The sequence below is a fragment of the Massilia niabensis genome (genome assembly GCF_042655085.1).
In the GTDB taxonomy this organism is placed as follows: Bacteria; Pseudomonadota; Gammaproteobacteria; order Burkholderiales; family Burkholderiaceae_D; genus Telluria; species Telluria niabensis.
In genome coordinates this window covers 929,420-951,187 of the sequence record NZ_JBHSMU010000015.1, presented here as the reverse complement: position 1 = coordinate 951,187, position 21,768 = coordinate 929,420, and the positions used below count along the sequence as shown (strand labels likewise).

Here is a 21,768-nt window from a genome sequence, read left to right as displayed (position 1 = left end):
TGATGACTTGCGTAAAGGATTCCGCAGGCCAAACGATAGCATCTTCGGCAACGTCTTGTGCGATCGGCCGGGCGACTACTCAGCTGCCAAAATAACGGAGATCGAAATCCAGCACCCACTGGACCCGGGACGGTGACCAGGGTTCGGCGATGGTCGCATCGCACTCGGCATGCCAGGGTTCGTTGGCGGCGCCCGCCCCGCCTGCGTTGATGCCCACGAGGGCGCTTCCCGGCGCGACGCTGCGCAATTGCCGGATGAAGTGCCGGGCCGCGCCGTCATCGCTGCCGGACAAGCCTGTGAAAATGACATCGAAGCGCACCGTTCCCAACAGGTTCAGCGCGGCCTTTTCCTGCGCGACGGTCACGGCGGTATGGCCCAGGTTCGCCAGCAAACGACGGATTTCCGCCGGATCTTTTGCCGATGGATGGATGACGAGAATGGTTTTTCGCTGAATTTGCATACTACTGGGGTTATGCCGCATCCCGATAAATCAAGACCTCACCGCTGGTTTATTTTCGTGCCGTGCCTGGAGGAAGTTTTTCCACGCCACCAGCGGCCGGCCATGACGAAGCGTGTGCGTCGGCACCCATCTCATCTATACAATAGGAGCAACAGGAACGCTGCGCCAGGGGCACGACAGGCGGAAAAACCGGCACCGCGCCGCGTCTTGTAGTGTATTTTTGAACCTTCTACCAGGAGATCGTCCATGACCCACATTCAATTGGAACGCCGCAACGACCTCCATCGCGAACACCTGATCGATGTCGGACTCGGGCTCAAGAAGGCCCACGGTGCCGAGCTGGCGCGGGATTACCTCGAGGAGGTCGCTGTTCCGGAAAAAATCATCCTGCGCATTCTTTCGGGGGCCAGGACCCGGGATACCGAGCCGGACGACGAGCCCGATGACATGGGTCTCGACTGGCTGAAGCCGCGCTGAAGCGCATTGCCGTTCGCACGATTGTTCGCAAGAGCGCATCCCGTGGCGGCGCACCCCGCGCCGCCAATGTGTGCCACTCCGTCAGCCCCAGCCCAGCCGATAGGGTTAAAATGTCGGTCCTGGCTCGGCAACTGCCCTGCCTTAGCGAACACGACAGAAATGACCACCGTCCCCACCGAAATCAACGCCGCCGCAGCCAAGAGCAGCGTATCCGAAAAAGTCACCCCAATGATGCAGCAATACCTGCGCATCAAGGCCGACTACCCGACCATGCTGGTGTTCTACCGCATGGGCGACTTCTACGAGCTGTTCCATGAAGACGCCGAAAAGGCCGCGCGCATCCTCGGCATCACGCTGACCGCGCGCGGCGCCTCGAACGGCAACCCGATCAAGATGTGCGGCGTGCCTTTCCATTCGCTCGACGGCTACCTCGGCAAGCTCGTCAAGCTCGGCGAATCGTGCGCGATCTGCGAGCAGATCGGCGACCCGGCGCTGTCCAAGGGACCGGTCGAGCGCAAGGTGGTGCGCGTGGTCACGCCGGGCACGCTGACGGATTCCGACCTGCTGCCCGAAAAGGCCGAGCGCTCGCTGCTGGCCGTGTGCATGCTCGCCAACCGCAAGACCGTCACCACGGGCCTGGCCTGGCTGTCGCTCGCCAGCGGCAACCTGCGCCTGATGGAGTTCTCCGGCGACGCCGTCGCAAGCGCGGCGCGCCTGGCGCAGGAACTCGAGCGCATCGCGCCGGCCGAGATCCTGCGCGCCGATGATGGCGACATGTTCGAAGAGAATCCCTTTGCGCATACCCAGCGCGTGCCCGACTGGCATTTCGACGTGGTCAAGGGCCATCGCGCCCTGCTCGAGCAGTTGAACGTCGCCACCCTCACCGGCTTTGGCGCCGATGGCCTGGGCGCCGCCTTTGGCGCGGCCGGCGCGCTCCTGCGCTATGCGCAGGCAACGCAAGGGCGCGGCCTGCAGCACGTCAACAGCCTGGCGGTCGAAAGCGAGAACGAATTCATCGGCCTGGACGCGGCCACCCGCCGCAACCTGGAGCTGACCGAAACCATCCGCGGCCAGGAGTCGCCAACGCTGTTTTCCCTGCTGGACAGCTGCCGCACGGCGATGGGTTCGCGCCTGCTGCGCCACTGGCTGCACCATGCGAAGCGCGACCAGTCGGTTGCGCGCTCGCGCCACGAGGCGATCGAAGCGCTGGCCCAGGGCGATGCGGCACCTGGCTTGTCCAGCACCCTGGCCCAGGTGCCCGACATCGAGCGCATCACCACGCGCATCGCCCTGTCCTCGGCGCGCCCGCGCGACCTGGCCTGCCTGCGCGACGGCTTGAAGCAACTACCGGCGCTACGCCAGCAGGTGGCGCGCTGCTTCATCCCGGGCGACTCCTGCCTGCTGCGCGCGCTGCACGACGCGATTGATACGCCAGTGCCTTGCCTCGACTTGCTCACGCGCGCCGTGGCCGAGGAGCCCAGCGCGATGGTGCGCGACGGTGGCGTGTTCGCACGGGGTTTCGATGCCGAACTCGATGAGTTGCGTGCGCTGTCGGAAAACGCGGGCCAGTTCCTGGTCGACCTGGAGACGCGCGAGCGCGCCCGCACCGGCATTGCCAACCTGCGTGTCGAGTACAACAAGGTGCACGGCTTTTATATCGAAGTCACCCATGGCCAGACCGACAAGGTGCCCGACGACTACCGCCGCCGCCAGACGTTGAAGAACGCCGAGCGCTACATCACGCCGGAACTCAAGGCTTTCGAGGACAAGGCCCTGTCGGCCCAGGACAAGGCCCTGGTGCGCGAAAAGGCGCTGTACGAGGAATTGCTGGCCTGCCTCGCGCGGCACATCGGCGACCTGCAGCGCGTCGCCTCGGGCATCGCACAGATCGACACCCTGGTGGCCCTCACCAGCCATGCTTCGGCGAATAACTGGTGCGCCCCGCAACTGGTCGATGCGCCCTGCCTCACCATCGTTGAAGGCCGCCACCCGGTGGTGGAAAAGCAGATCGAGCGCTTCATCGCGAACGACTGCAAGCTGTCCAACGAGCGGCGCCTGCTGCTCATCACCGGCCCGAACATGGGCGGTAAATCGACCTTCATGCGCCAGACCGCGCTCATCGTGCTGCTGGCGTATGTCGGCAGCTATGTGCCGGCAAGCAGCGCCACCATCGGCCCGATCGACCGCATCTATACCCGTATCGGGGCGAACGACGACCTGGCTGGCGGACGCTCGACCTTCATGGTCGAGATGACCGAATCGGCTGCGATCCTGAACGGCGCCACCGAGCATTCGCTGGTGCTGATGGACGAAGTCGGCCGCGGCACCTCCACCTTCGACGGCCTGGCGCTGGCCTGGGCGATCGCGCGCCACCTGATCGACAACAGCCGCAGCTTCACCCTGTTCGCGACCCACTATTTCGAGCTGACCCAGCTGCCCGAGACCCACCCGAGCGCGGCCAACGTGCACCTGTCGGCGGTCGAGCACAAGGACACGATCGTGTTCCTGCACGCGGTGCAGGACGGGCCGGCCTCACAGAGCTATGGCCTGCAGGTGGCGCAGCTGGCGGGCGTGCCGCCCACGGTGATCAAGGCCGCGCGCAAGCATCTCGCGCGGCTGGAGTCGCAGGCGGTGGGAACGACGCCGCAGCTCGACCTGTTCGCGCTGCCGTGCGAGGAAGCAGAGATGGAAGCGCAGCCGGCCCAGGCTGCGCCCGCGGTATCGTCCGAGCTGCTCGACGCCCTGGCCAGCATCGACCCGGATGCGTTGACGCCGCGCGAAGCGCTCCAGCAGTTGTACGAACTCAAGCGTCTCGCCGCCTGATGCGACTGATGCGTGTATACCCCGCCGCCGCCCTTCTGTTGGCGATCTGCCTGGCCCCGGCCCTGTCCGCGGCCCGCGACGGCACACGCAACCCCGGCGACAGCAACGATCACCGCTTCGGCGTCATCGGCCACAGCTTCGCCGCGCCGGGCGACGAGCGCTTCAAGGAAGCGCTGGCGGAGACGGCCGACAAGTCGATCGCCTTCGTGGTCGTCACCGGCATCAAGGCCTCGACCGAACCCTGCGGCGACAAGCTCTACCAGGAACGGCGCGACCTGGTCGACAAGGTCAGGCGGCCGGTCATCGTCCTGCCTGCCGGCAGTGACTGGACCGAGTGCCGCAATACGGCCGGGCGCACGAATGCCGTCGAGCGCCTGAACCGGATGCGCGAACTGTTCCATGGCGAGCCGAGTTCGCTCGGGGTGAAGAAGCTGCCGCTCACGCGGTTGTCGATGAGCCCGCGTTTTCGCAGCTATGCCGAAAACGCGCACTGGAGCGTGGACAAGGTGCTGTACGCCACGGTGAACATGCCGGCAAATAACAACCACTACCTGGCTGCGGCCGGGCGCAACAGCGAATACGAAGACCGGCTGGTGGCGAACCGCTTCTGGCTCAACCGCCTGTTCACGCTGGCGCGGCGTGACAAGGCCGACGCGATCGTACTGTTCTCGGAAGGCGACCTCAAGCCGCTGCTGGCCGAACCGACCGGTTTTCGCGGCCTGCTGCGCCGCACGCCGGCTACCCAAGACGGCTTCTCGTCGATGCGCAAGCAGGTGCAGGCGCTGGCGCAGCGATTCAAGGGCAAGGTGCTGCTGGTGGACAGTGCGGCCCTGCCGAAGAAGGGGCAGCCGGCGATCGAGTGGCGCGGCAATGTCGGCCACGTGTCGGTGGGCGGCGAGGCGGTCGAGGTGAAGGTGACGCCGGGGGCGAAGGCCTTGTTTACCCTGAAGGATGCGGGGGAGTAGCATGCCGCGCGGGCACGCAAATGCAAACCGGGAGCGTGATGCCGGCATCAAGCCAGCCCCACCCCCGGTAATCAAACCAATTAATGCAGCGGCTGGCTACGGAAATGGTCGCCTGCTTCGCTGTCGTCGCCTTCGTCTTCACCGTGGTGGTGACCGTGGGCGCCGTGCACGTGGCCGTGGGCGATTTCTTCGGCAGTCGCTTCGCGCACGTCGATGACATTCAGCTCGAAGCGCAGCGCCATGCCGGCCAGCGGGTGGTTACCGTCCAGCACAACCTTGTCGTCGGCGATTTCGGTGACGGTGAAGATGGTCGGCTCGTCGTCCGGCGCGCCGTCGGCCATGCCTTCGAACTGCATGCCCACTTCGAGCGGCTCCGGCAGGCGGTTGCGCTCTTCGACCTTGACCAGCTCGGCGTCGTAGTCGCCGAACGCGTCTTCCGGCTCGACCTGCAGGGTCGTCGAATAGCCGGCTTCCTTGCCGTCGAGTTCTTCTTCGATCTTCGGCAGGGTGTTCTCGTAACCACCGTGCAGGTAGACCATCGGCTGCACGCCTTCTTCGATCAGGTTGTTCTGCGCATCCGACAGTTTGTAGTTCACCGTCACGACCGTATTCTGGGCAATCTTCATCACATTTCCTTTCGTTGTAATAGGCCGATTATAACCTCTGCCCCGCTGCCGCCTGGAGTGGCGCCCGTTATAATGACGCATGAAAAAATTACAGCTCCTGGGGAATATTACTCCCGCCCAGTTCCTGCGCGACTACTGGCACAAAAAGCCGCTCCTGATCAAGGGCGCGATCCCCGGCTTCAAGCCGCTGCTCAAGCTCGACAAGCTGCTCGAGGCGGCCGCCCAGAACCATGTCGAGTCGCGCCTGGTGACGCATGTCGACGGCGAGTGGAACATGCAGCATGGCCCGCTCACCGAACTGCCGCCGCGCACCCAGCGCGAGTGGACCTTGCTGGTGCAAGGCGTGAACCTGCTCGATGAGCGCGCCGAGGCCCTCTTGCGCGAATTCCGTTTCATTCCCGATGCGCGCCTGGACGACCTGATGGTCAGCTACGCCACCGATGGCGGCGGCGTCGGCCCCCACTTCGATTCCTACGACGTGTTCCTGCTGCAGGCGCAGGGCAAGCGGCGCTGGAAAATCAGCGCCCAGCAAGACCTGTCGCTGGTCGAGGGCCTGCCGCTGAAGATCCTGTCGAACTTCGAGGCCGAAGAAGAGTTCGTGCTGGAACCGGGCGACATGCTCTACCTGCCGCCGCAGTACGCGCACGACGGCGTGGCCGAGGGCGAATGCATGACCTATTCGATCGGTTTCCGTTCGCCCTCGTTCCAGGAACTCGGCGAAGCCTTCCTGCAGTTCATGGCCGACTCGATCGACCTGCCCGGCCGCTACGCCGACCCCGAGCTGCAGCCGGCGAAGAACCCGGCCGAGATCCCGCGCGAGATGCTGGCGAACATCACCGAAGAACTGAACAAGGTGCGCTTCGATGAGGAAGACGTCACCATCTTCTTCGGCGAGTACATGTCCGAGCCGAAGCACAACGTGTTCTTCACGCCCCCGGCCAAGCCCCTGACGGTCGGGCGCTTCATGGAGGCGGCCGCCAGGCGCGGCCTGAAGCTGTCGCCGAAGACGCTGATGCTGTACCGCGGCAAGCACGTGTTCATCAATGGCGAGTCGTTTGCCGTCGGCCGCGCCGATAAGGTGGTGCTCGACGTGCTGGCCAACGAGCGGCGCATCGATGGTGCGACGCTGGCCAAGGCATCCGACGACGTGCTCGACGCACTCTACACCTGGTATGCGGACGGCTGGGTTGAACTCGTCTGAGCTGGCCTGAGGCGAGATGAACAGCGAGCCAGCAATCGTCCACTTTGACACGCGGCGCGAGCTCGAGGCGCAGTGGCGCGTGCTGCTGGCGCGGGCGCACAGGCGGCTCGACCTGTTCGATCCCGACTTCGCCAGCTTCCCGCTCGGGGCTGTCGACGTCGAGGCGCTGCTGCGTACCTTCTTGCGTGGCGGCGGCGTGCTGCGCCTGGCCCTGCACGACCCGGCCCACATCGAACGCCACTACCCGCGCTTTCTGCGGGTGCTGCGCGATTACGGCCACCTGGCGCAGTGCCGCCAGACGCCGAAGTCGCTGCGCCACCTGCCCGATTCGTTCACCCTGGCCGACGAGGTGCACGTCGTACGGCGCTTTCACAGCGACCACATGCGCGGCGAAGCGGCCTTCGAGGCCCCGACTGTTGTTGAACTGCCTGCCCAGCGCTTTGCTGCCTTGTGGGAAGAGTCAAAACCGTCCTTGCAATCCACTGCCACCGGGCTATAATTTTGTAGATATTTCAATAGGTTGCAGCATTTTTAGGCGCCGGTTGCATCTTGTAACAAAATGAAGCTTATCAAGTCACAAAATACTTCCATTCTGGCATGTGTTTTCTATTGCGATTAGGTAAATTTGGCTATAATATCGGGTTAGGAAGGTTCCGTTGTCTATCAAGCACTGTTACCAGTATGAAAGCCACACGAGAATTCCAACGAGCGATAATTACCGGTAATTATTCATCGCAACAAGCACTTACTTAATTAAGGAAAAAACCATGAAAAAATCCCTGCTGATCGTCTCCCTGATGGCTGTTGCTCTGGCTGCTTGCTCGAAAAAAGAAGCTGAAGTCACCACGACCACCACCCCAGCTGCTACCGAAGCACCTGCTGCAACGACCACCACCACCACCGACACCACCGTTGTCGCTCCAGCTGCTGACGCAACCGCAACCACCCCAGCTGCTGACGCTGCTGCTGCTGCTGCTACCGCTTCGGCTGCTGCTGCTGATGCTGCTTCGGCCGCTTCGACCGCTGCTGACGTCGCTGCTGACGCTGCCAAGAAGTAATCAGGTTCTGCCTGATTCGGAAGACCGGCCTGCGGGCCGGTTTTTTTTCGTCCGTACGTTTGGAGCATGGGTTCGAATCCAAAACGACGGACGTAAAAAAACCGGCCGGGGCCGGTTTTTTGATTCCACCTGCTGAATTACTTCAGCTCGTCATTCAGCAGCGACAGGATCTTCACCGCGGTCGGCGACGTATCCGGCTTGCCGGTGCTGTCCTGGACGGTCACGGAGCTGACGCTGGCGTTCGGCTCGGCCTTCACCAGCACGCGGTAGCGCTGGGCTTCCTTGGCCTTTTCCGAGTCGCCGAAGCTGAACAGGCGCTTGATGAAGCCTTCCTTGTTGGTGCCGTCAGGATCGACGTAGCGCACGAAGTAGATGCCCTGCACGCGGTCGCGGTCTTCGACGGTGAAGCCGACGCGGTCGAGCGCGAGGCCGACGCGGCGCCATGCGCGGTCGAAACCTTCGTCCACTTCCACGCGGTCGCCCAGCAGCTTGGCGTGCTGTGGCGCCACGACGGCGTTGGCGACCGTCGCCTCGGCGGCTTTCACCGCGGTCGGCTCGGTGGCGCCGGTCAGGCGCGCCACCAGGCGGCCCAGGAACTGGGCTTCCAGCATCGGGTCGTTCGGACGCACGGTCCAGACGGTGGTTTCCTTTTGCGCGCCGGTCAGCACTTCTTCGGCGCCGCGGTGGCTGATGTAGATCTCGGTCGAGCCGTCAGGCAGGCGCTCGAGGCGGGTGCGGTACTTGTCGCGCTCGCCGGTCGAGTAGGCGCGGTCGAACACGCGGCCCAGGGTGCGGCGCAGCATGTCCTGCGGGATCTTCGAACGGTTCTCGGCCCACTCGGTTTCCATGATGCCGGTCGTGCTCGACTCGCTTGCCAGCGTGAAGCCGGCGTCCAGCCAGAACTGGCGCACTTGCGGCCACAGCTGCTCGGGAGCCTGCTTGACCACGACCCAGCGCTGGTCGCCGGAACGCTCGACGCGCACGGCGTCGGTCGCGACCGGGCCGATCGGGGCCGCCGACGCCGCAACATCGGTTGAACCTGCTACTGCGCCCGCGCCTGCTGCCGCAGTGCCAGCGCCCGCCTGCATGCCGGAAGCGGTGGCCACGCCGCGGCCTTCGGGCGCAGCATAACGGTTGTCCTTCTGGAGCTGGGTCAGGTCCGGCGGCACTTCGAGCGGAGCTGCTTTCTTGGATCCCTTGTAATCAACCTTGTCGGATTCGAAGATGGTGGTGCAGGCAGTCAGGCTCAGCGCCAGCGCGCTTAAAGCCAGGACGCGCGCGGCAGGTGTGGAAACGTCTGCAAGCGGGAAAGTCGTTTTGTTGCTTTTAGTCATATCGTTGCGATTTCAGATCTGGAAAACCAACACCCTTGCGGGACTCAGGATTGCGGGACGAGGCCGGCTTCGCGCAGCGCGGCGCGAACGGTGTCGTGGAACGGGTTCGACAGGGGCGCCAGCGGCAGGCGCAGGCCGCCCGGCATCCTGCCCATTTCCGCCAGTGCCCATTTGACCGGCACCGGGTTCGGCTCGATGAACAGTTTGGCGTGCAGTTGCAGCAGGCCGTTGTTGATCTCGACGGCGCGCGCAATGTCGCCCGCCATGGCCGCCACGCACAGCTCGTGCATGGCGCGCGGGGCGACGTTGGCGGTAACCGAAATATTGCCGGCGCCGCCGCAGAACATCAGCGCCATCGCGGTCGGGTCGTCGCCGGAATAGACGGCGAATGACTTGTTACCCGAATCGGCGACCATGCTCAGCAGCTCGATGCCGCGGCCGATGTTGCCGGTCGCATCTTTCACGCCCACGATATTCTCGATCGGCGCCAGGCGCGCGATGGTCTCGTTGCTCATGTCGGCAACGGTACGGCCCGGCACGTTGTACAGGATGATCGGCAGGTCGACCGCTTCGGCAATCGCCTTGAAGTGGCGGTACATGCCTTCCTGGGTCGGACGGTTGTAGTACGGAACCACCTGCAACGAGGCGTCGGCGCCGACTTCCTTCGCGTGGCGGGTCAGCGCGATGGCTTCGACGGTCGAGTTGCCGCCGCTGCCGGCGATCACGGGGATGCGGCCGGCGGCGTGGTCCACCGCCAGCTTGATCAGCTCGACGTGCTCTTCCGGGCTCACCGTCGCCGATTCGCCCGTGGTGCCGACGATGACGATGCCGTCAGTGCCTTCGGCAACGTGCCAGTCGATCAGTTTGCGCAGACTATCCCGGTCGAGACTGCCGTCTTCAAACATGGGAGTGACGATTGCTACAATGCTGCCCTTAATCATAATCAGTGGTACGTGCCGAAAAAGAAAAATCTGATTGTAGCGGATCGTCCGCCAATATGGTTCATTCCCGACCAGATAAATGGTCGAGCTTCGCCTCGGTTTGCGCGAACCCGCGCCCGCCCGCGCACAGGCGCTGCACCCGCGCCGCCTTCGGATCGGTGACGACACCATCTTCGTAAGCAAGCACCTTCAAGCCGGCCGCCGCGGCCATGTCCAGCAGCTCGCCGGGGCGCAGCAGGAAGGCCGGATTCGACGGTTTGCCGAAGGCTTCGTTACCGAGCGCAAAGGTTTCGTAGATCAGCACGCCGCCCGGCGCCAGGCTGGCGCACAGGTCTGCCAGCAGCGGCCGGTGCAGGTAGTTGGTGACCACGATGCCGGCAAACCGCCCGGCCTCGAAGGGCCACGGCGCGCGGTCGATTTCCAGGTCCGCCTGCAGCGTCACGATGCCGGGAGCCGCCGTTGCCGCCAGCGCATCCGGATCGCGGTCGACCGCCGTCACCGGGTGCCCGAGCTGCGCAAACAGGCGCGCATGGCGCCCGCTGCCGCAGGCAAGGTCGAGCACCTCCCCTGCCGGGACAATGGGTGCGAAGCGGCGCACCCAAGGTGAAGCGAAGCTGGCCGGCGCGTGCATCAGGTCAGCAGGAAGGTGAATGGCAAGGTGACCAGCTCCACCATCTGGGCGCCCAGCCACATCATCGGCCGCACCCAGAAGGAAAGCACGCCGAAGTAGAGCAGCGCGAGCAGGACGAAGAAACCGTAGGGCTCGATCTTCGCGAACTTGAAGGCGAGGCGGTTCGGCAGCATGCTCGTCAGCACGCGCCCGCCGTCGAGCGGCGGCAGCGGGAACAGGTTGAATGCGAAGATCAGCAGGTTCGTCACCAGGCCCGCCTGCGCCACCGCGTGCGGGAACTTCTCGTTCACGTCCAGGGCGGTGAGCAACACGGCGAAGACCACCCACATCACGGCCATCACCAGGTTCGCCAGCGGCCCTGCCAGCGCCACCCATGCCATGTCGCGCTTCGGGTTGCGCAGGTTGCCGAACTGGACCGGCACCGGCTTGGCATAGCCGAACACGAAACCGCTCATCGCATACAGCGCGATCGGGATGATGATGGTGCCGAACAGGTCCACGTGCACCAGGGGATTGAGCGTCATGCGCCCTTGCGCATAGGCCGTGTTGTCGCCGAAATGACGGGCGGCATAGGCGTGGGCGGCTTCGTGCAGGGTGATCGCGAAAAGGACGGGCAGCGCATAGACTGCGATGTTGCGAATGATTTCATCCATAGGGGAACGATTCTAGCAGAGCCGGGCCCAAGGGCCCGGCAGGTGGGAGGTGGGCGTAGCCTACCGGAAGCTCGAGGAACCGTAGCGAGCGGAAGGAGTTTTGGCCGAGAAGCGCAGCTGTACGGCTGTACAGCGAGCCTCGCAGGCCAAAAATCCGACGCGCAGTAGGTTCATCGAGCTTCCGTCAGAGTCCGAACAGGGAAGGATCACCGCGGCCTTCGCGCACCAGCACCGGCTCGGAACCGGTGAGGTCGACGATCGTGGTCGCTTCCAGCGTGCCGGCGCCGCCGTCGATCACCAGCTCGACCAGCTTTTCCAGGCGGTCACGGACTTCGTCGGGGTCCGACAGCATGTGCTCGTCGCCCGGCAGTTGCAGCGTGGTGCCGATCAGCGGCTCGCCCAGCTCCTCGAGCAGCGCCAGCGTGATGAGGTTTTCTGGGACCCGCAGGCCGATGGTCTTGCGCGACGGGTGCGACAGGCGGCGCGGCACTTCGCGCGTCGCTTCCAGGATGACGGTGTACGGGCCCGGCAGCGTTGCCTTCAGCACGCGGTACTGGCTGTTGTCGACGCGCGCGTACTGCGCGATCTCGGACAGGTCGCGGCACAGCAGCGTCAGGTGGTGCTTGTCGTCGATGCCGCGGATGCGGCGCAGCTTCTCGACGGCGCTTTTATCATCCAACTGGCACACGAGCGCATAGGCCGAATCGGTCGGCAGCGCGACCACGCCGCCGGAGCGGATGATCTGCGCTGCCTGCTTGATGAGTCGTGCTTGCGGGTTCTCTGGATGGATCTGGAAGAATTGGCTCATCGTGCACCCGCCTGCGCGGAGGAGGACCTGAGCGCCTGCAGGGCTGCGATGCGCTCCTCCATCGGCGGGTGGGTCGAGAACAGCGCACCCCAGCCGCCACCGCTGCCGGAGATGCCCGAAGCGCTCATCGACGACGGCAGTGCACCCGGCTGCAGGCCGCCCAGGCGGGCCAGCGCGTGCTGCATCGGCACCGCGCTTCCGAGCAACTGGGCCGAACCGGCGTCGGCGCGGAACTCGCGCTTGCGCGAGAACCAGGCCACGATGATCGAGGCCACCAGACCGAACAGGATCTCGCAGACGAATACGGTCACCATGTAGCCGATGCCCGGGCCGCGGTCTTCGTTACCGCGCAGCAGCACCTTGTCGACAAAGAAGCCGACCACGCGCGCCAGGAACACGACGAAGGTATTCACCACGCCCTGGATCAGCGTGAGCGTGATCATGTCGCCGTTGGCGATGTGCGCCACTTCATGGCCGAGCACGGCTTCGACCTCGTCCTGGCTCATGCCTTCCAGCAGCCCGGTCGACACGGCGACCAGCGCTGAATTTTTAAAAGCGCCGGTGGCGAAAGCGTTCGGCTCGCCGTCGTACACGGCCACTTCCGGCATGCCGATGCCGGCCCGGTCGGCCAGGCGCCGTACGGTATTGACGAGCCAGAGCTCGGTGGAATTCTGGGGATGCTCGATGACGCGTGCGCCGGTCGACCATTTGGCCATCGGTTTGCTCATCAGCAGCGAAATGATCGAGCCGGTGAAGCCGACCACCAGCGAAAACACGGCCAGCGCGCCGACGTCGATCCCCTGCGCGCTCACCGCACGTCCGACCCCGAGCAGGTTCAGGACGACCGTCAGCACCAGCACAACCGCGAGGTTGGTGGCCAGGAACAGGACTATGCGCTTCATGGAAGTGCCTCCGGAGGAGAAATGACGTTAACAGGCTGCCAAGATAAGGGTGCCAGTCGGAAAATTCAAGGGTGGAGGCTTATGGTTGGCTTAAGGGAGCCGGGAACGCCCACCCTACCAATCCCGGATCAAAACCAGTCGTGCCAGACGGGCTTCACGCTCGCCGGCAAAGGCGGCAAGGCATCGAACTCGACCCGCGCCTCGCCCGGCGCATGAAAGTCCGTCCCGCGCGAGGCAAGAAACCCGTAGCGGCGCGCCACTTCGGCATAGGTCGCGTACTGGTCGGGCGTGTGGCTGCCCGTGACGACCTCGATCGCGTTGCCGCCCAACTGGCGGAACTCGTCGAATAGCACGTCCTCGGCCGTTTGCGTGAACTTGTAGCGCCCGGGGTGGGCAATGACGGGAATGCCGCCGGCGCTGCGGATCCAGCCCATCGCATCGGCCAGCGTGGCCCAGCGGTGCGGCACATAACCCGGTTTGCCTTCGGTGAGGAACTTGCGGAAGACTTCGGTCGTCGTATCGCACTTGCCGCATTCGACCAGGTAGCGGGCGAAATGGGTGCGCGACAGCAAATCCGGATTGCCGACGTATTTCAGCGCGCCTTCGTAGGCGTCCGGAATACCGACGGCATCGAGCTGGGCCGCGATCTCGCGTCCGCGTGCATCGCGCCCGCTGCGGGTTGCCGCCAACCCGGCCAAAAGGGCCGGGTGGTCTTCATTGACCTGCAGGCCGACCAGGTGAACGGTCTGGTTGGCCCAGGTGACGGAAATCTCGACACCGGGCACGAAACGCATCCCCTGCTCCGCAGCAGCCACGCGCGCGGCCTTGATGCCTTTGATTTCGTCGTGATCGGTCAGCGCCCAGACATCGACCCCACCCTTGCGCGCGTACGCGGCCAGGGGAGCGGGTGCGAGCACACCGTCGGAAACGTTCGAATGGCAGTGGAGATCGACTTTCAACATGGCGCGCTAACAGGTTCCTGGACGAGCAAACATTGTACGCCGCAATGCCAGGTGAGGCGCAGCCGGTTACCGGGACCGTTACCGATTGCCGCCATGCTAGAGTTGCTGTCTCAACAGGAAAGAATATGAAGACTTGCCAAGGCAGCTGCCATTGCGGCGCGATACGTTACGAGGCGGACATCGACTTGTCCGCAGGCACGATCAAATGCAACTGCTCGATTTGCACCAAGATGCGCTTCTGGGCGTTCGTGGTGCCGCCGTCACGGTTTCGCCTGATCAAGGGCGGCGACGCCGTCAGCGAATACCGCTTCCACACAAAGCGCGACGGCCACTGCTTTTGCCGGCACTGCGGCATCCACGTCTGGTCGACCGGCGACGCACTGCGTACCGGGCCGTTTTACGCGGTCACAGTGGCCAGCCTGGACGACCTGCCGGTCGATGCGCTGATGGCGGCGCCGATCCGCTACATCGACGGCCGCAACGATAACTGGGTGACGCCGCCGAGTGAGATTCGGCACCTGTAGCCGGTCACCCGATCAACGCCCCAAAAACCCCTCGATCAACCCCGCCAGCACCTCCGGCTGGTCGTGGTGCAGCATATGCCCCGCCTCCGGCACGATATGCTTCTCCACCCTGGCAAAATGCGCCAGCCGGCGATCGACCTCCGCGCGCATCTCTTCCTGCGGCCCCATCCACTTCCACATCTCCGTTTCCGCCGCCTCGACCCACAGCACTGGCGCCGTGATGCGGCGCCAGGAGGCGATCATCTCGTCGAGGTGATACAGCAGCGGCCCCGGCATCTTGTGCGCCGGGTCGCCCAGGATCTCGTACTCGCCTGCCGCATTGCGCGCCGACCAGTGCTTGGCCAGGAAGGCCGCGCGCTCGCCCGGCAGGCGTGGATTGGTTTTCTGCAGGCGCCCCGCTACCTCTTCCAGGCTGGCATAACCGCGCATCACGGGCGGCGTGCGCAGCTCCTGCAGCCATTTCGCGATGCGCTTGGGCGCCTGCTCGGGTTTCGCGCCCATCAACCCGATGCCTTCCAGGTTGATCAGCTTGCCGACGCGCTCGGGACGCACGCCCGCATAAATGCTGACGATGTTGCCGCCCATGCTGTGCCCGAGCAGGTTCACGGGCTGGTTCGGCGCGTAATGCTCGAGGATAAAGTCGAGGTCGGCGACATAGTCCGGGAACCAGTAGGTATCCGAAGGTGTGCGCTCGGTGAGGCCGAAGCCGCGCCAGTCGAACGCGATCACATGCCAGTCCCCCTGGAGGGCATCGACGATGAACTGGAACGAAGCGGACATGTCCATCCAGCCGTGCGTCATGAAAATGGTCGGCGCGCCCTCGCGGCCCCAATGGCGCACGTGGGTGCGCAGGCCACGCACGGTCAGGAATTCGGATCGGGACGGTTTCATAGGAAGCTCAAAAGAAATAAAAAAGTACGACCGTTCGCAACGGATGGGCAATTATATGCCGACGGTTGAATTCCTGCCGGTCATCCCCATTTCCCCTCATTGGCGGCGATGTGCAACCCCAGCGGGCGCGAGGGCGTAAAATAGCGTCATCTCACCCCTTTCGCGAGCATATCCATGGCTATTTACCAGCTGGGCGAACATGCGCCCGAGATCGATGCGTCGGCCTTCGTCGCCGACTCGGCCAACCTGATCGGCAAAGTGACCGTCGAGGCGAACGCTTCAGTCTGGTTCGGCGTCACGATTCGCGGCGACAACGAGCGCATCACGATCGGGGAAAACAGCAACGTCCAGGAAGGCACGGTGATGCACACCGACATGGGCTACCCGCTGACGCTCGGCAAAGGGGTGACGGTCGGCCACCAGGCCATGCTGCACGGCTGCACGGTGGGCGACGGTTCGCTCATCGGCATCCAGGCCGTGATCCTGAACGGCGCAACGATCGGCAAGGGCTGCCTGGTCGGGGCCGGCGCCCTCGTCACCGAAGGCAAAGCCTTCCCCGACAACTCGCTGATACTCGGTACGCCCGCGAAAGTGGTGCGTACCCTCACGGAAGAAGACCTGCTGCGCCTGCAAGGCAATGCCGCCAGTTATGTAGAACGCGGCCAGACATTCAAGGCGCAGCTCAAGAAAATCGGATAGACAATGACAGTAGACACCAAGGACACCCTGCAGAAATTCATCTTCGACAACGCCGCCGTGCGCGGCGAGCTGGTCGAGATATCCGACACCTGGCGCGAGATCCAGGCCCGCCACGGCTACCCGAAAGCCGTGCGGTCCATGCTCGGCGAAATGGTGGCGGCAAGCGCCCTGCTGTCGGCCAACCTGAAATTCAACGGCTCGATCGTGATGCAGATCCACGGCCATGGACCGGTGCGCCTGATGGTGGTCGAGTGCGACGCCGACTTGCGCATCCGCGCCACGGCAAAACTGGCGCCGGACGCCGAGGTGGCGGACGACGCCACCATGACCGAGCTGCTCAACGTCAACCGCCTCGGGCGCTTCGTGATCACGCTCGACCCGCTCGAGAAGATGCCGGGCCAGCAGCCCTACCAGGGCATCGTGCCGCTCGACGGCGACGACATCGCGACCGTGATCGAAAACTACATGCTGCGTTCGGAACAGCTGGACACGAGGCTGTGGCTGGCGGCCGACGACCAGGTCTCGCGCGGCATGCTGCTGCAAAAACTGCCGCGCCACAGCGGCAAGGATGACCAGACCGCCCAGGCCAGCGCCGAGGAAGACCTGGAAACCTGGAACCGCGCGGTCGTGCTCGGCAGCACGCTGAAACGCGAGGAACTGCTCAGCACCGACATCGAAACCCTGCTCAACCGCCTGTTCTGGGAAGAGACGATCCGTGTGTTCGACCCGGCGCATCCGCAATTCCATTGCGGATGCACGCGCGAAAAAGTCGGCAACATGCTCAAGATGCTGGGCCAGCCGGAAGTCGAATCGGCCCTGGCGGACCTGGGCGAACTGGGCATCAACTGCGACTTCTGCGGCAAGCATTATTCCTTCGACAAGGTCGACTGCGCGCAGCTGTTTGCCAGCGATGTCCCGGTCGAAACCATGCTCCCGCCCAGCGGCAGCATCAATTAAGCATCAGTAGGAAGGGAACGCGCGCCGGGAAACTGGTTGCGCGTCGCTCCGCTGTCCCGGGATTGAACCGGGGCGCCGTGTCACAAGTTTTTTCGCCAGTGCTAAGCTGTTGCATCATCAGCAGTGTTGTTATTTCCACCAAACACTGACACTTACCACTGGAGAAATGCAATGCACATGGATACTGGAATCAGCACCGAAGACCGCGCCAAAATCGTCGAGTCGCTCTCGACCGTCCTGGCAGACGCCTACATGCTTTACCTGAAGACGCACAATTTCCACTGGAACGTCACCGGTCCGATGTTCTCGACCTTGCACGTGATGTTTGAAGAGCAATATACCGAACAGTGGAACGCCCTGGACGACATCGCCGAGCGCATTCGCGCGCTGGGCCATTTCGCACCGGCTACCTACAAGCGCTATGCCGAGCTGTCGAGCATCTCGGAAGAGCCGGACGTGCTCTCGGCCAAGGAAATGATCCGCCAGCTGGTCGACGGCAACGAAACCCTGATCCGCACCCTGCGCGCCGGCGTGAAGATCGCCGACGAGCTCGACGACTACCCGACCGCCGACATGCTGACCACCCGCATGGAAGTGCACGAGAAGAACGCCTGGATGCTGCGCTCCTTCCTCGAACAGGGCGCCGGCTCGACGCAGGGCGAGGCCTCGTCGGACTAATTCGACACCGGCTTGCCGCGGCCGGCATTTGATCGACCGCGGCGAGCTCGACATTCACAAGCACGAAATCGTCGGCTTCGCCGGCGAGACGAGCTGCTCGCACTTCAGTTTCATTCCCTTCCGAATCTCATCCTCGTAAGCGTGCAGGTTGCCAAACCCGGCAATGCAAGCCTGCGCTTTTGAATAAACTATTGATCACAGGCAAATCAGCTACTACACTATTCTCATCTGAACGACAGGAATAGCATGATGAGAGGCAACCCAACGCCCCGATACCAAGGAAAGATAACGTCCTGGAAGGATGATCAGGGATTCGGTTTTATTTCCCCGAATGGTGGCGGGCCAGCCGTCTTTGTCCATATCAAATCGTTCGCCAACCGAGGGCCCCGCCCCGCAAATGACGATATCGTCACGTATGAACTGGGCAGCAACGAGAAGGGGCAGCCACGCGCCGAGCATGTCTCATTCGCTCGTGCCCGGGCATCACGTCCAACTGCCCCCCGTCCAAGTGGGGGATCGCTGGTGACGGCAGCCGGTTTCCTTGCACTCGTTGCCGCTTTCGTCGTTACCGGAACATTGCCGCCCGTGGTCCTTGGCGCCTACCTTGGCTTGAGTGCCGCTGCTTTCATCGCCTACGCGTTCGACAAATCCGCGGCGCAGAATAACGAGTGGCGAACCCCGGAAAGTACCTTGCACATGTTCGGACTCGTCGGGGGATGGCCAGGCGCTCTGTTGGCGCAACAGCTACTTCGGCACAAGTCGAAGAAAGAATCCTTCCGCACGATGTTCTGGCTGACGGTTGCCGCCAACTGCGCCGCACTCGGCTGGCTGTTGTCCCCGTCCGGATCCGACGCATTACGATCGATTCTCGCGTCGGCTTGACCCCTCAAGGTCAGCCGCGCCGGGCCGCTTCGATCGCGGCAATGTCGATTTTCCCCATCTGCATCATCGCCTCGAACGAGCGCTTCGCCACCGCCGGGTCCGGATCGGTAATCGCGGCAACCAGGGCGCGTGGCGTGATCTGCCACGACAGCCCCCACTTGTCCTGGCACCAGCCGCAGACGTTTTCCCGGCCGCCGTTGTCGATGATCGCATTCCACAGGCGGTCGGTTTCCTCCTGGTCGTCGGTCGCTACCTGGAAGGAGAAAGCCTGGCTGTGCTGGACGCCCGGTCCGCCGTTCAGGCCGAGGCAAGGGATGCCCATCACTGTAAACTCGACCGTCAGCACATCGCCCTGCTTGCCCGCGGGGTAGTCGCCAGGGGCGCGATGGACCGCCGTCACGGCACTGTCGGGGAAGGTTGCTGCGTAGAACTGCGCGGCCTCGAGGGCCGTGCCGTCGAACCAGAGGCAAACCGTATTTTTGCTGGCCATGTCATTTCTCCGATGTGTAATGGAGCTTGGACCGGTCAATGCCGGCGGCGATCCACGCGACCGCGCCAGGAATCGCGACCGGGATCAAGAACAGGAGCGGTACTGCGAGGGCTGGACGCGTCGCAGGCTCACAGTTCCGGCAAGATGTAATCGAACTCGTAGAAGTGGTTGCGCTCCTCGATGCGGATGCGCATGGTGCCGCTGAGGCCTGCCAGCTCGTCGGTGCCGGAATCGGGCACCACGGTAATCGACAGCTGCTGCGCGCCGCGCGCCATCGTGCCCGAGTGCTGAAGGACGAAGCTGCCGGTGCGCCCGTGCAGCGTGCCCGTCACCCGTTCGATCGCCACATAGCCGGCCGAGCCCTCGGTGATGGTCAGGGCCGACAGCATTTCGCCGGAACCGCGCCCGTTCAGGTCGCCGTGGTAGAGCTTGTCGATTGCCATGCGGCCGGTCGTGGCGCCATTCAGGACAGTGGGCTCGCCTTGCGGGGTGAGGGTGACGTCGAAGGGTCCGGCGGCATGTTGCTGGCTCATGGTGCGCTTCCTTTGTGGTGAAAGATAGCGAACATTCTAGGCCATTCTGGTTGGCAGATCAGCGATTTATCAGGCAAGCGTAGGTTGGTCGGCTATACCCGGGAAGGTGCGTACCTGCTCCACATGCGCCGCCCACGCGTTCAACGCACGGGTGATATGGCGCGGAGCATGGTCGAGTTGATGCCAGCAATGGTTGAACGCGTGGACGGCAGAGCCGTCCACCCTACGGGTTCAGGCAGGACTTTAGTGCGGTGTGCCCGGCATGTGCAGGTCGATCACCTTCATCACCGCCAGCGTCGTGGCCATGCTCATTTCGCCGGTGGCAAAGGCGTGGCGCAGTTCGGCTTGCGGCAGGCCGGCAGCGGCGGCCAGGTGGGCCGTGCCTTCGGCATGCGCGGCAACCGCGAGCGCCTCGGCCAGCGCGGCGCCGTCGCCGCTGTCGAAGGCGGCGGCCAGGTAGGCGGTCAGTGCTTCGAGCGTCGTCAGCGAGGCGGCAGGATCAGGGTGCGTCATGGATATCAGTGGGTAGGCCCGGCGGCGGCGGGCTTGCCGTCCTTGCCCGGCTTCGGTGGCGGCGGAGGCGGCGGCACGGTCATCGATTCGAGCGGCTGCTCGTCCTTGCGCAGCACCTGAACAAAAATTTCGTTCTGCTTGATCATGCCCAGTTCCAGGCGCGCGCGTTCCTCGACGGCGCCGGTGCCTTCGCGCAGGTCGCGCACTTCGGAGTCGAGCTTGGCGTTGCGCGCCTTGAGCGCGTCGGTGCGCAGCTGTGCCATGGTGAGCTGGCCCTTCAGGTCGGAAACAGCCAGCATGCCGCCCTTCCCCAGCCATAACGGGTATTGGATCAGCAACAGCAGGGCAGCAAGGGCGAGGGTGATGAGGCGCATGGGGGGAGGTTATATCGCAGGACCGCCAATCTGGCGAGCCCGCGATATTTACTGATAACAACTATGTTGACTTACTTCAAGCTTACTTCAAATTGTAGAACGCGTCACGGCCAGGGTAGCTGGCGACGTCGCCCAGGTCTTCCTCGATGCGCAGCAACTGGTTGTACTTGGCCATGCGGTCCGAACGCGACATCGAGCCGGTCTTGATCTGCAGGGCGTTCAGGCCAACGGCGATGTCGGCAATGGTCGAGTCCTCGGTCTCGCCCGAACGGTGCGAAATCACCGCGGTGTAGCCGGCGCGCTTGGCCATCTCGATGGCGGCGAAGGTCTCGGTCAGGGTGCCGATCTGGTTGATCTTGATGAGGATCGAGTTGGCGATGCCCTTCTGGATGCCCTCTTTCAGGATCTTGGTGTTGGTGACGAACAGGTCGTCGCCGACCAGCTGCACGCGCTTGCCCAGGGCGGCGGTCAGCGTGGCCCAGCCTTCCCAGTCGCCTTCATGCATCGCGTCTTCGATCGAGATGATCGGATACTTGTCGACCCAGGTCGAGAGCATGTTGGTGAAGTCGGTTGCGGTGAGCTGCAGGCCTTCGCCTTCCAGGTGGTACTTGCCGTCCTTGTAGAATTCGCTCGCGGCGCAGTCCAGGCCGATGGCGATCTGGGTGCCGGCTTCATAGCCGGCTTCCTCAATCGCCTGCATGATCAGCTTGATCGCTTCTTCATGGTCCTTCACGGATGGCGCAAAGCCGCCTTCGTCGCCGACCGCGGTGGACAGGCCCTTCGAGTGCAGGATCTTTTTCAGGGTGTGGAACACCTCGGCGCCGTAGCGGATCGCTTCCTTGAACGACGGGGCGCCGACCGGGATGATCATGAATTCCTGGATGTCCAGGTTGTTGTCGGCGTGCGCGCCGCCGTTAATCACGTTCATCATCGGCACTGGCATCTGCATCGCGCCCGAACCGCCGAAATAGCGGTACAGCGGCAGGCCGGCTTCTTCAGCGGCGGCTTTCGCAACGGCCATCGAGACGGCCAGCATGGCGTTCGCGCCCAGGCGGCTCTTGTTCTCCGTGCCGTCCAGGTCGATCAGGGTGCGGTCGAGGAAGGCCTGTTCGTTGGCGTCCAGGCCCATGATTGCTTCGCTGATTTCGGTGTTGATGTTCTCGCAGGCCTGCAGCACGCCCTTGCCGAAGTAACGCTTCGGGTCGCCGTCGCGCAGCTCGATCGCTTCGCGCGAGCCGGTCGAGGCGCCCGACGGCACAGCCGCGCGGCCCATCACGCCCGATTCGAGCAGCACGTCGCATTCGACGGTCGGATTGCCGCGCGAGTCAATGATTTCGCGGCCGATAATATCAACGATAGCACTCATGGTTTTTACACTCCAGATAG

The 21,768-nt window shown here is 63.8% G+C and carries 26 protein-coding genes; 11 read left to right on the top strand and 15 right to left on the bottom strand.

The window, feature by feature from the left end:
• Nucleotides 1-79 precede the first annotated feature (79 nt).
• Nucleotides 80-460, bottom strand: a complete 381-nt coding sequence (locus tag ACFPN5_RS18705; protein WP_379785294.1) for a response regulator — start codon at nucleotides 458-460, stop codon at nucleotides 80-82.
• A 246-nt stretch (nucleotides 461-706) separates the two neighbouring features.
• Here ACFPN5_RS18705 and ACFPN5_RS18700 point away from each other — a divergent pair, with 246 nt between their 5' ends.
• The 3 genes from ACFPN5_RS18700 to ACFPN5_RS18690 all read left to right on the top strand — a co-directional run bounded on the left by ACFPN5_RS18700 (nucleotide 707) and on the right by ACFPN5_RS18690 (nucleotide 4,725).
• Nucleotides 707-937 (top strand): hypothetical protein, encoded by a 231-nt coding sequence (locus ACFPN5_RS18700; protein ID WP_379785293.1) that lies wholly within the window; start codon nucleotides 707-709, stop codon nucleotides 935-937.
• 159 nt (nucleotides 938-1,096) lie between these two features.
• Complete coding sequence (gene mutS / locus ACFPN5_RS18695; RefSeq protein WP_379785292.1) at nucleotides 1,097-3,760, top strand: DNA mismatch repair protein MutS; 2,664 nt, start codon at nucleotides 1,097-1,099, stop codon at nucleotides 3,758-3,760.
• A gap of 8 nt (nucleotides 3,761-3,768) precedes the next feature.
• On the top strand, nucleotides 3,769-4,725 hold the full coding sequence (locus ACFPN5_RS18690; protein WP_379785291.1) for a hypothetical protein: 957 nt from the start codon (nucleotides 3,769-3,771) through the stop codon (nucleotides 4,723-4,725).
• Nucleotides 4,726-4,805: 80 nt separating this feature from the next.
• On the opposite strand, the gene ACFPN5_RS18685 is transcribed toward ACFPN5_RS18690, so the two are convergent.
• Entirely contained in the window at nucleotides 4,806-5,351 is a 546-nt protein-coding gene (locus ACFPN5_RS18685) for an FKBP-type peptidyl-prolyl cis-trans isomerase (protein ID WP_379785290.1), read from the bottom strand.
• Nucleotides 5,352-5,430: 79 nt separating this feature from the next.
• On the opposite strand from ACFPN5_RS18685, the gene ACFPN5_RS18680 reads away from it, so the two are divergent.
• The 3 genes from ACFPN5_RS18680 to ACFPN5_RS18670 all read left to right on the top strand — a co-directional run bounded on the left by ACFPN5_RS18680 (nucleotide 5,431) and on the right by ACFPN5_RS18670 (nucleotide 7,610).
• Nucleotides 5,431-6,552, top strand: coding sequence for a JmjC domain-containing protein (locus ACFPN5_RS18680; protein ID WP_379785289.1), 1,122 nt, complete (start codon nucleotides 5,431-5,433; stop codon nucleotides 6,550-6,552).
• Nucleotides 6,553-6,568: 16 nt separating this feature from the next.
• Nucleotides 6,569-7,051, top strand: coding sequence for a DUF7931 domain-containing protein (locus ACFPN5_RS18675; RefSeq protein WP_379785288.1), 483 nt, complete (start codon nucleotides 6,569-6,571; stop codon nucleotides 7,049-7,051).
• 268 nt (nucleotides 7,052-7,319) lie between these two features.
• Entirely contained in the window at nucleotides 7,320-7,610 is a 291-nt protein-coding gene (locus ACFPN5_RS18670) for a hypothetical protein (RefSeq protein WP_379785287.1), read from the top strand.
• Nucleotides 7,611-7,747: 137 nt separating this feature from the next.
• On the opposite strand, the gene bamC is transcribed toward ACFPN5_RS18670, so the two are convergent.
• The 7 genes from bamC to ACFPN5_RS18635 all read right to left on the bottom strand — a co-directional run bounded on the left by bamC (nucleotide 7,748) and on the right by ACFPN5_RS18635 (nucleotide 13,841).
• Nucleotides 7,748-8,944 (bottom strand): outer membrane protein assembly factor BamC, encoded by a 1,197-nt coding sequence (gene bamC / locus ACFPN5_RS18665; RefSeq protein ID WP_379785286.1) that lies wholly within the window; start codon nucleotides 8,942-8,944, stop codon nucleotides 7,748-7,750.
• 44 nt (nucleotides 8,945-8,988) lie between these two features.
• Nucleotides 8,989-9,885 (bottom strand): 4-hydroxy-tetrahydrodipicolinate synthase, encoded by an 897-nt coding sequence (gene dapA / locus ACFPN5_RS18660; RefSeq protein ID WP_379785285.1) that lies wholly within the window; start codon nucleotides 9,883-9,885, stop codon nucleotides 8,989-8,991.
• A gap of 61 nt (nucleotides 9,886-9,946) precedes the next feature.
• A complete protein-coding gene (locus tag ACFPN5_RS18655) occupies nucleotides 9,947-10,516 on the bottom strand; it encodes a class I SAM-dependent methyltransferase (protein WP_379785284.1) in 570 nt (189 codons plus the stop codon).
• A complete protein-coding gene (locus ACFPN5_RS18650) occupies nucleotides 10,516-11,169 on the bottom strand; it encodes a site-2 protease family protein (RefSeq protein ID WP_379785283.1) in 654 nt (217 codons plus the stop codon). Before ACFPN5_RS18650 ends, ACFPN5_RS18655 begins: the two co-directional genes overlap by 1 nt.
• Before the next feature lie 184 nt (nucleotides 11,170-11,353).
• On the bottom strand, nucleotides 11,354-11,977 hold the full coding sequence (locus ACFPN5_RS18645; protein WP_379785282.1) for an L-threonylcarbamoyladenylate synthase: 624 nt from the start codon (nucleotides 11,975-11,977) through the stop codon (nucleotides 11,354-11,356).
• On the bottom strand, nucleotides 11,974-12,879 hold the full coding sequence (gene htpX / locus ACFPN5_RS18640; protein ID WP_379785281.1) for a protease HtpX: 906 nt from the start codon (nucleotides 12,877-12,879) through the stop codon (nucleotides 11,974-11,976). Before htpX ends, ACFPN5_RS18645 begins: the two co-directional genes overlap by 4 nt.
• A 128-nt stretch (nucleotides 12,880-13,007) precedes the next feature.
• Nucleotides 13,008-13,841, bottom strand: a complete 834-nt coding sequence (locus tag ACFPN5_RS18635; protein ID WP_379785279.1) for a 3',5'-nucleoside bisphosphate phosphatase — start codon at nucleotides 13,839-13,841, stop codon at nucleotides 13,008-13,010.
• A gap of 125 nt (nucleotides 13,842-13,966) precedes the next feature.
• On the opposite strand from ACFPN5_RS18635, the gene ACFPN5_RS18630 reads away from it, so the two are divergent.
• A complete protein-coding gene (locus tag ACFPN5_RS18630) occupies nucleotides 13,967-14,365 on the top strand; it encodes a GFA family protein (protein WP_379785278.1) in 399 nt (132 codons plus the stop codon).
• Between the two features lie 12 nt (nucleotides 14,366-14,377).
• Here ACFPN5_RS18630 and ACFPN5_RS18625 read toward each other — a convergent pair whose 3' ends face one another.
• Entirely contained in the window at nucleotides 14,378-15,256 is an 879-nt protein-coding gene (locus tag ACFPN5_RS18625; RefSeq protein ID WP_379785277.1) for an alpha/beta fold hydrolase, read from the bottom strand.
• A gap of 174 nt (nucleotides 15,257-15,430) precedes the next feature.
• On the opposite strand from ACFPN5_RS18625, the gene ACFPN5_RS18620 reads away from it, so the two are divergent.
• The 4 genes from ACFPN5_RS18620 to ACFPN5_RS18605 all read left to right on the top strand — a co-directional run bounded on the left by ACFPN5_RS18620 (nucleotide 15,431) and on the right by ACFPN5_RS18605 (nucleotide 18,472).
• Entirely contained in the window at nucleotides 15,431-15,955 is a 525-nt protein-coding gene (locus ACFPN5_RS18620; protein WP_379785276.1) for a gamma carbonic anhydrase family protein, read from the top strand.
• Between the two features lie 3 nt (nucleotides 15,956-15,958).
• A complete protein-coding gene (gene hslO, locus ACFPN5_RS18615; RefSeq protein WP_379785275.1) occupies nucleotides 15,959-16,912 on the top strand; it encodes an Hsp33 family molecular chaperone HslO in 954 nt (317 codons plus the stop codon).
• A 171-nt stretch (nucleotides 16,913-17,083) separates the two neighbouring features.
• Nucleotides 17,084-17,590 (top strand): Dps family protein, encoded by a 507-nt coding sequence (locus ACFPN5_RS18610; RefSeq protein ID WP_379785274.1) that lies wholly within the window; start codon nucleotides 17,084-17,086, stop codon nucleotides 17,588-17,590.
• A 246-nt stretch (nucleotides 17,591-17,836) separates the two neighbouring features.
• Nucleotides 17,837-18,472: a DUF1294 domain-containing protein gene (locus ACFPN5_RS18605; RefSeq protein WP_379785273.1), complete on the top strand. Its 636-nt coding sequence runs from the start codon at nucleotides 17,837-17,839 to the stop codon at nucleotides 18,470-18,472.
• Nucleotides 18,473-18,482: 10 nt separating this feature from the next.
• On the opposite strand, the gene ACFPN5_RS18600 is transcribed toward ACFPN5_RS18605, so the two are convergent.
• The 5 genes from ACFPN5_RS18600 to eno all read right to left on the bottom strand — a co-directional run bounded on the left by ACFPN5_RS18600 (nucleotide 18,483) and on the right by eno (nucleotide 21,748).
• Nucleotides 18,483-18,962: a VOC family protein gene (locus ACFPN5_RS18600; protein ID WP_379785272.1), complete on the bottom strand. Its 480-nt coding sequence runs from the start codon at nucleotides 18,960-18,962 to the stop codon at nucleotides 18,483-18,485.
• Nucleotides 18,963-19,090: 128 nt separating this feature from the next.
• Nucleotides 19,091-19,495, bottom strand: a complete 405-nt coding sequence (locus ACFPN5_RS18595) for a DUF3224 domain-containing protein (protein WP_379785271.1) — start codon at nucleotides 19,493-19,495, stop codon at nucleotides 19,091-19,093.
• A 243-nt stretch (nucleotides 19,496-19,738) separates the two neighbouring features.
• Nucleotides 19,739-20,008 (bottom strand): helix-turn-helix domain-containing protein, encoded by a 270-nt coding sequence (locus tag ACFPN5_RS18590; protein ID WP_379785270.1) that lies wholly within the window; start codon nucleotides 20,006-20,008, stop codon nucleotides 19,739-19,741.
• Between the two features lie 5 nt (nucleotides 20,009-20,013).
• Complete coding sequence (gene ftsB, locus ACFPN5_RS18585) at nucleotides 20,014-20,382, bottom strand: cell division protein FtsB (RefSeq protein WP_379785269.1); 369 nt, start codon at nucleotides 20,380-20,382, stop codon at nucleotides 20,014-20,016.
• Nucleotides 20,383-20,464: 82 nt separating this feature from the next.
• Nucleotides 20,465-21,748, bottom strand: a complete 1,284-nt coding sequence (gene eno, locus ACFPN5_RS18580) for a phosphopyruvate hydratase (protein WP_379785268.1) — start codon at nucleotides 21,746-21,748, stop codon at nucleotides 20,465-20,467.
• Nucleotides 21,749-21,768 lie beyond the last annotated feature (20 nt).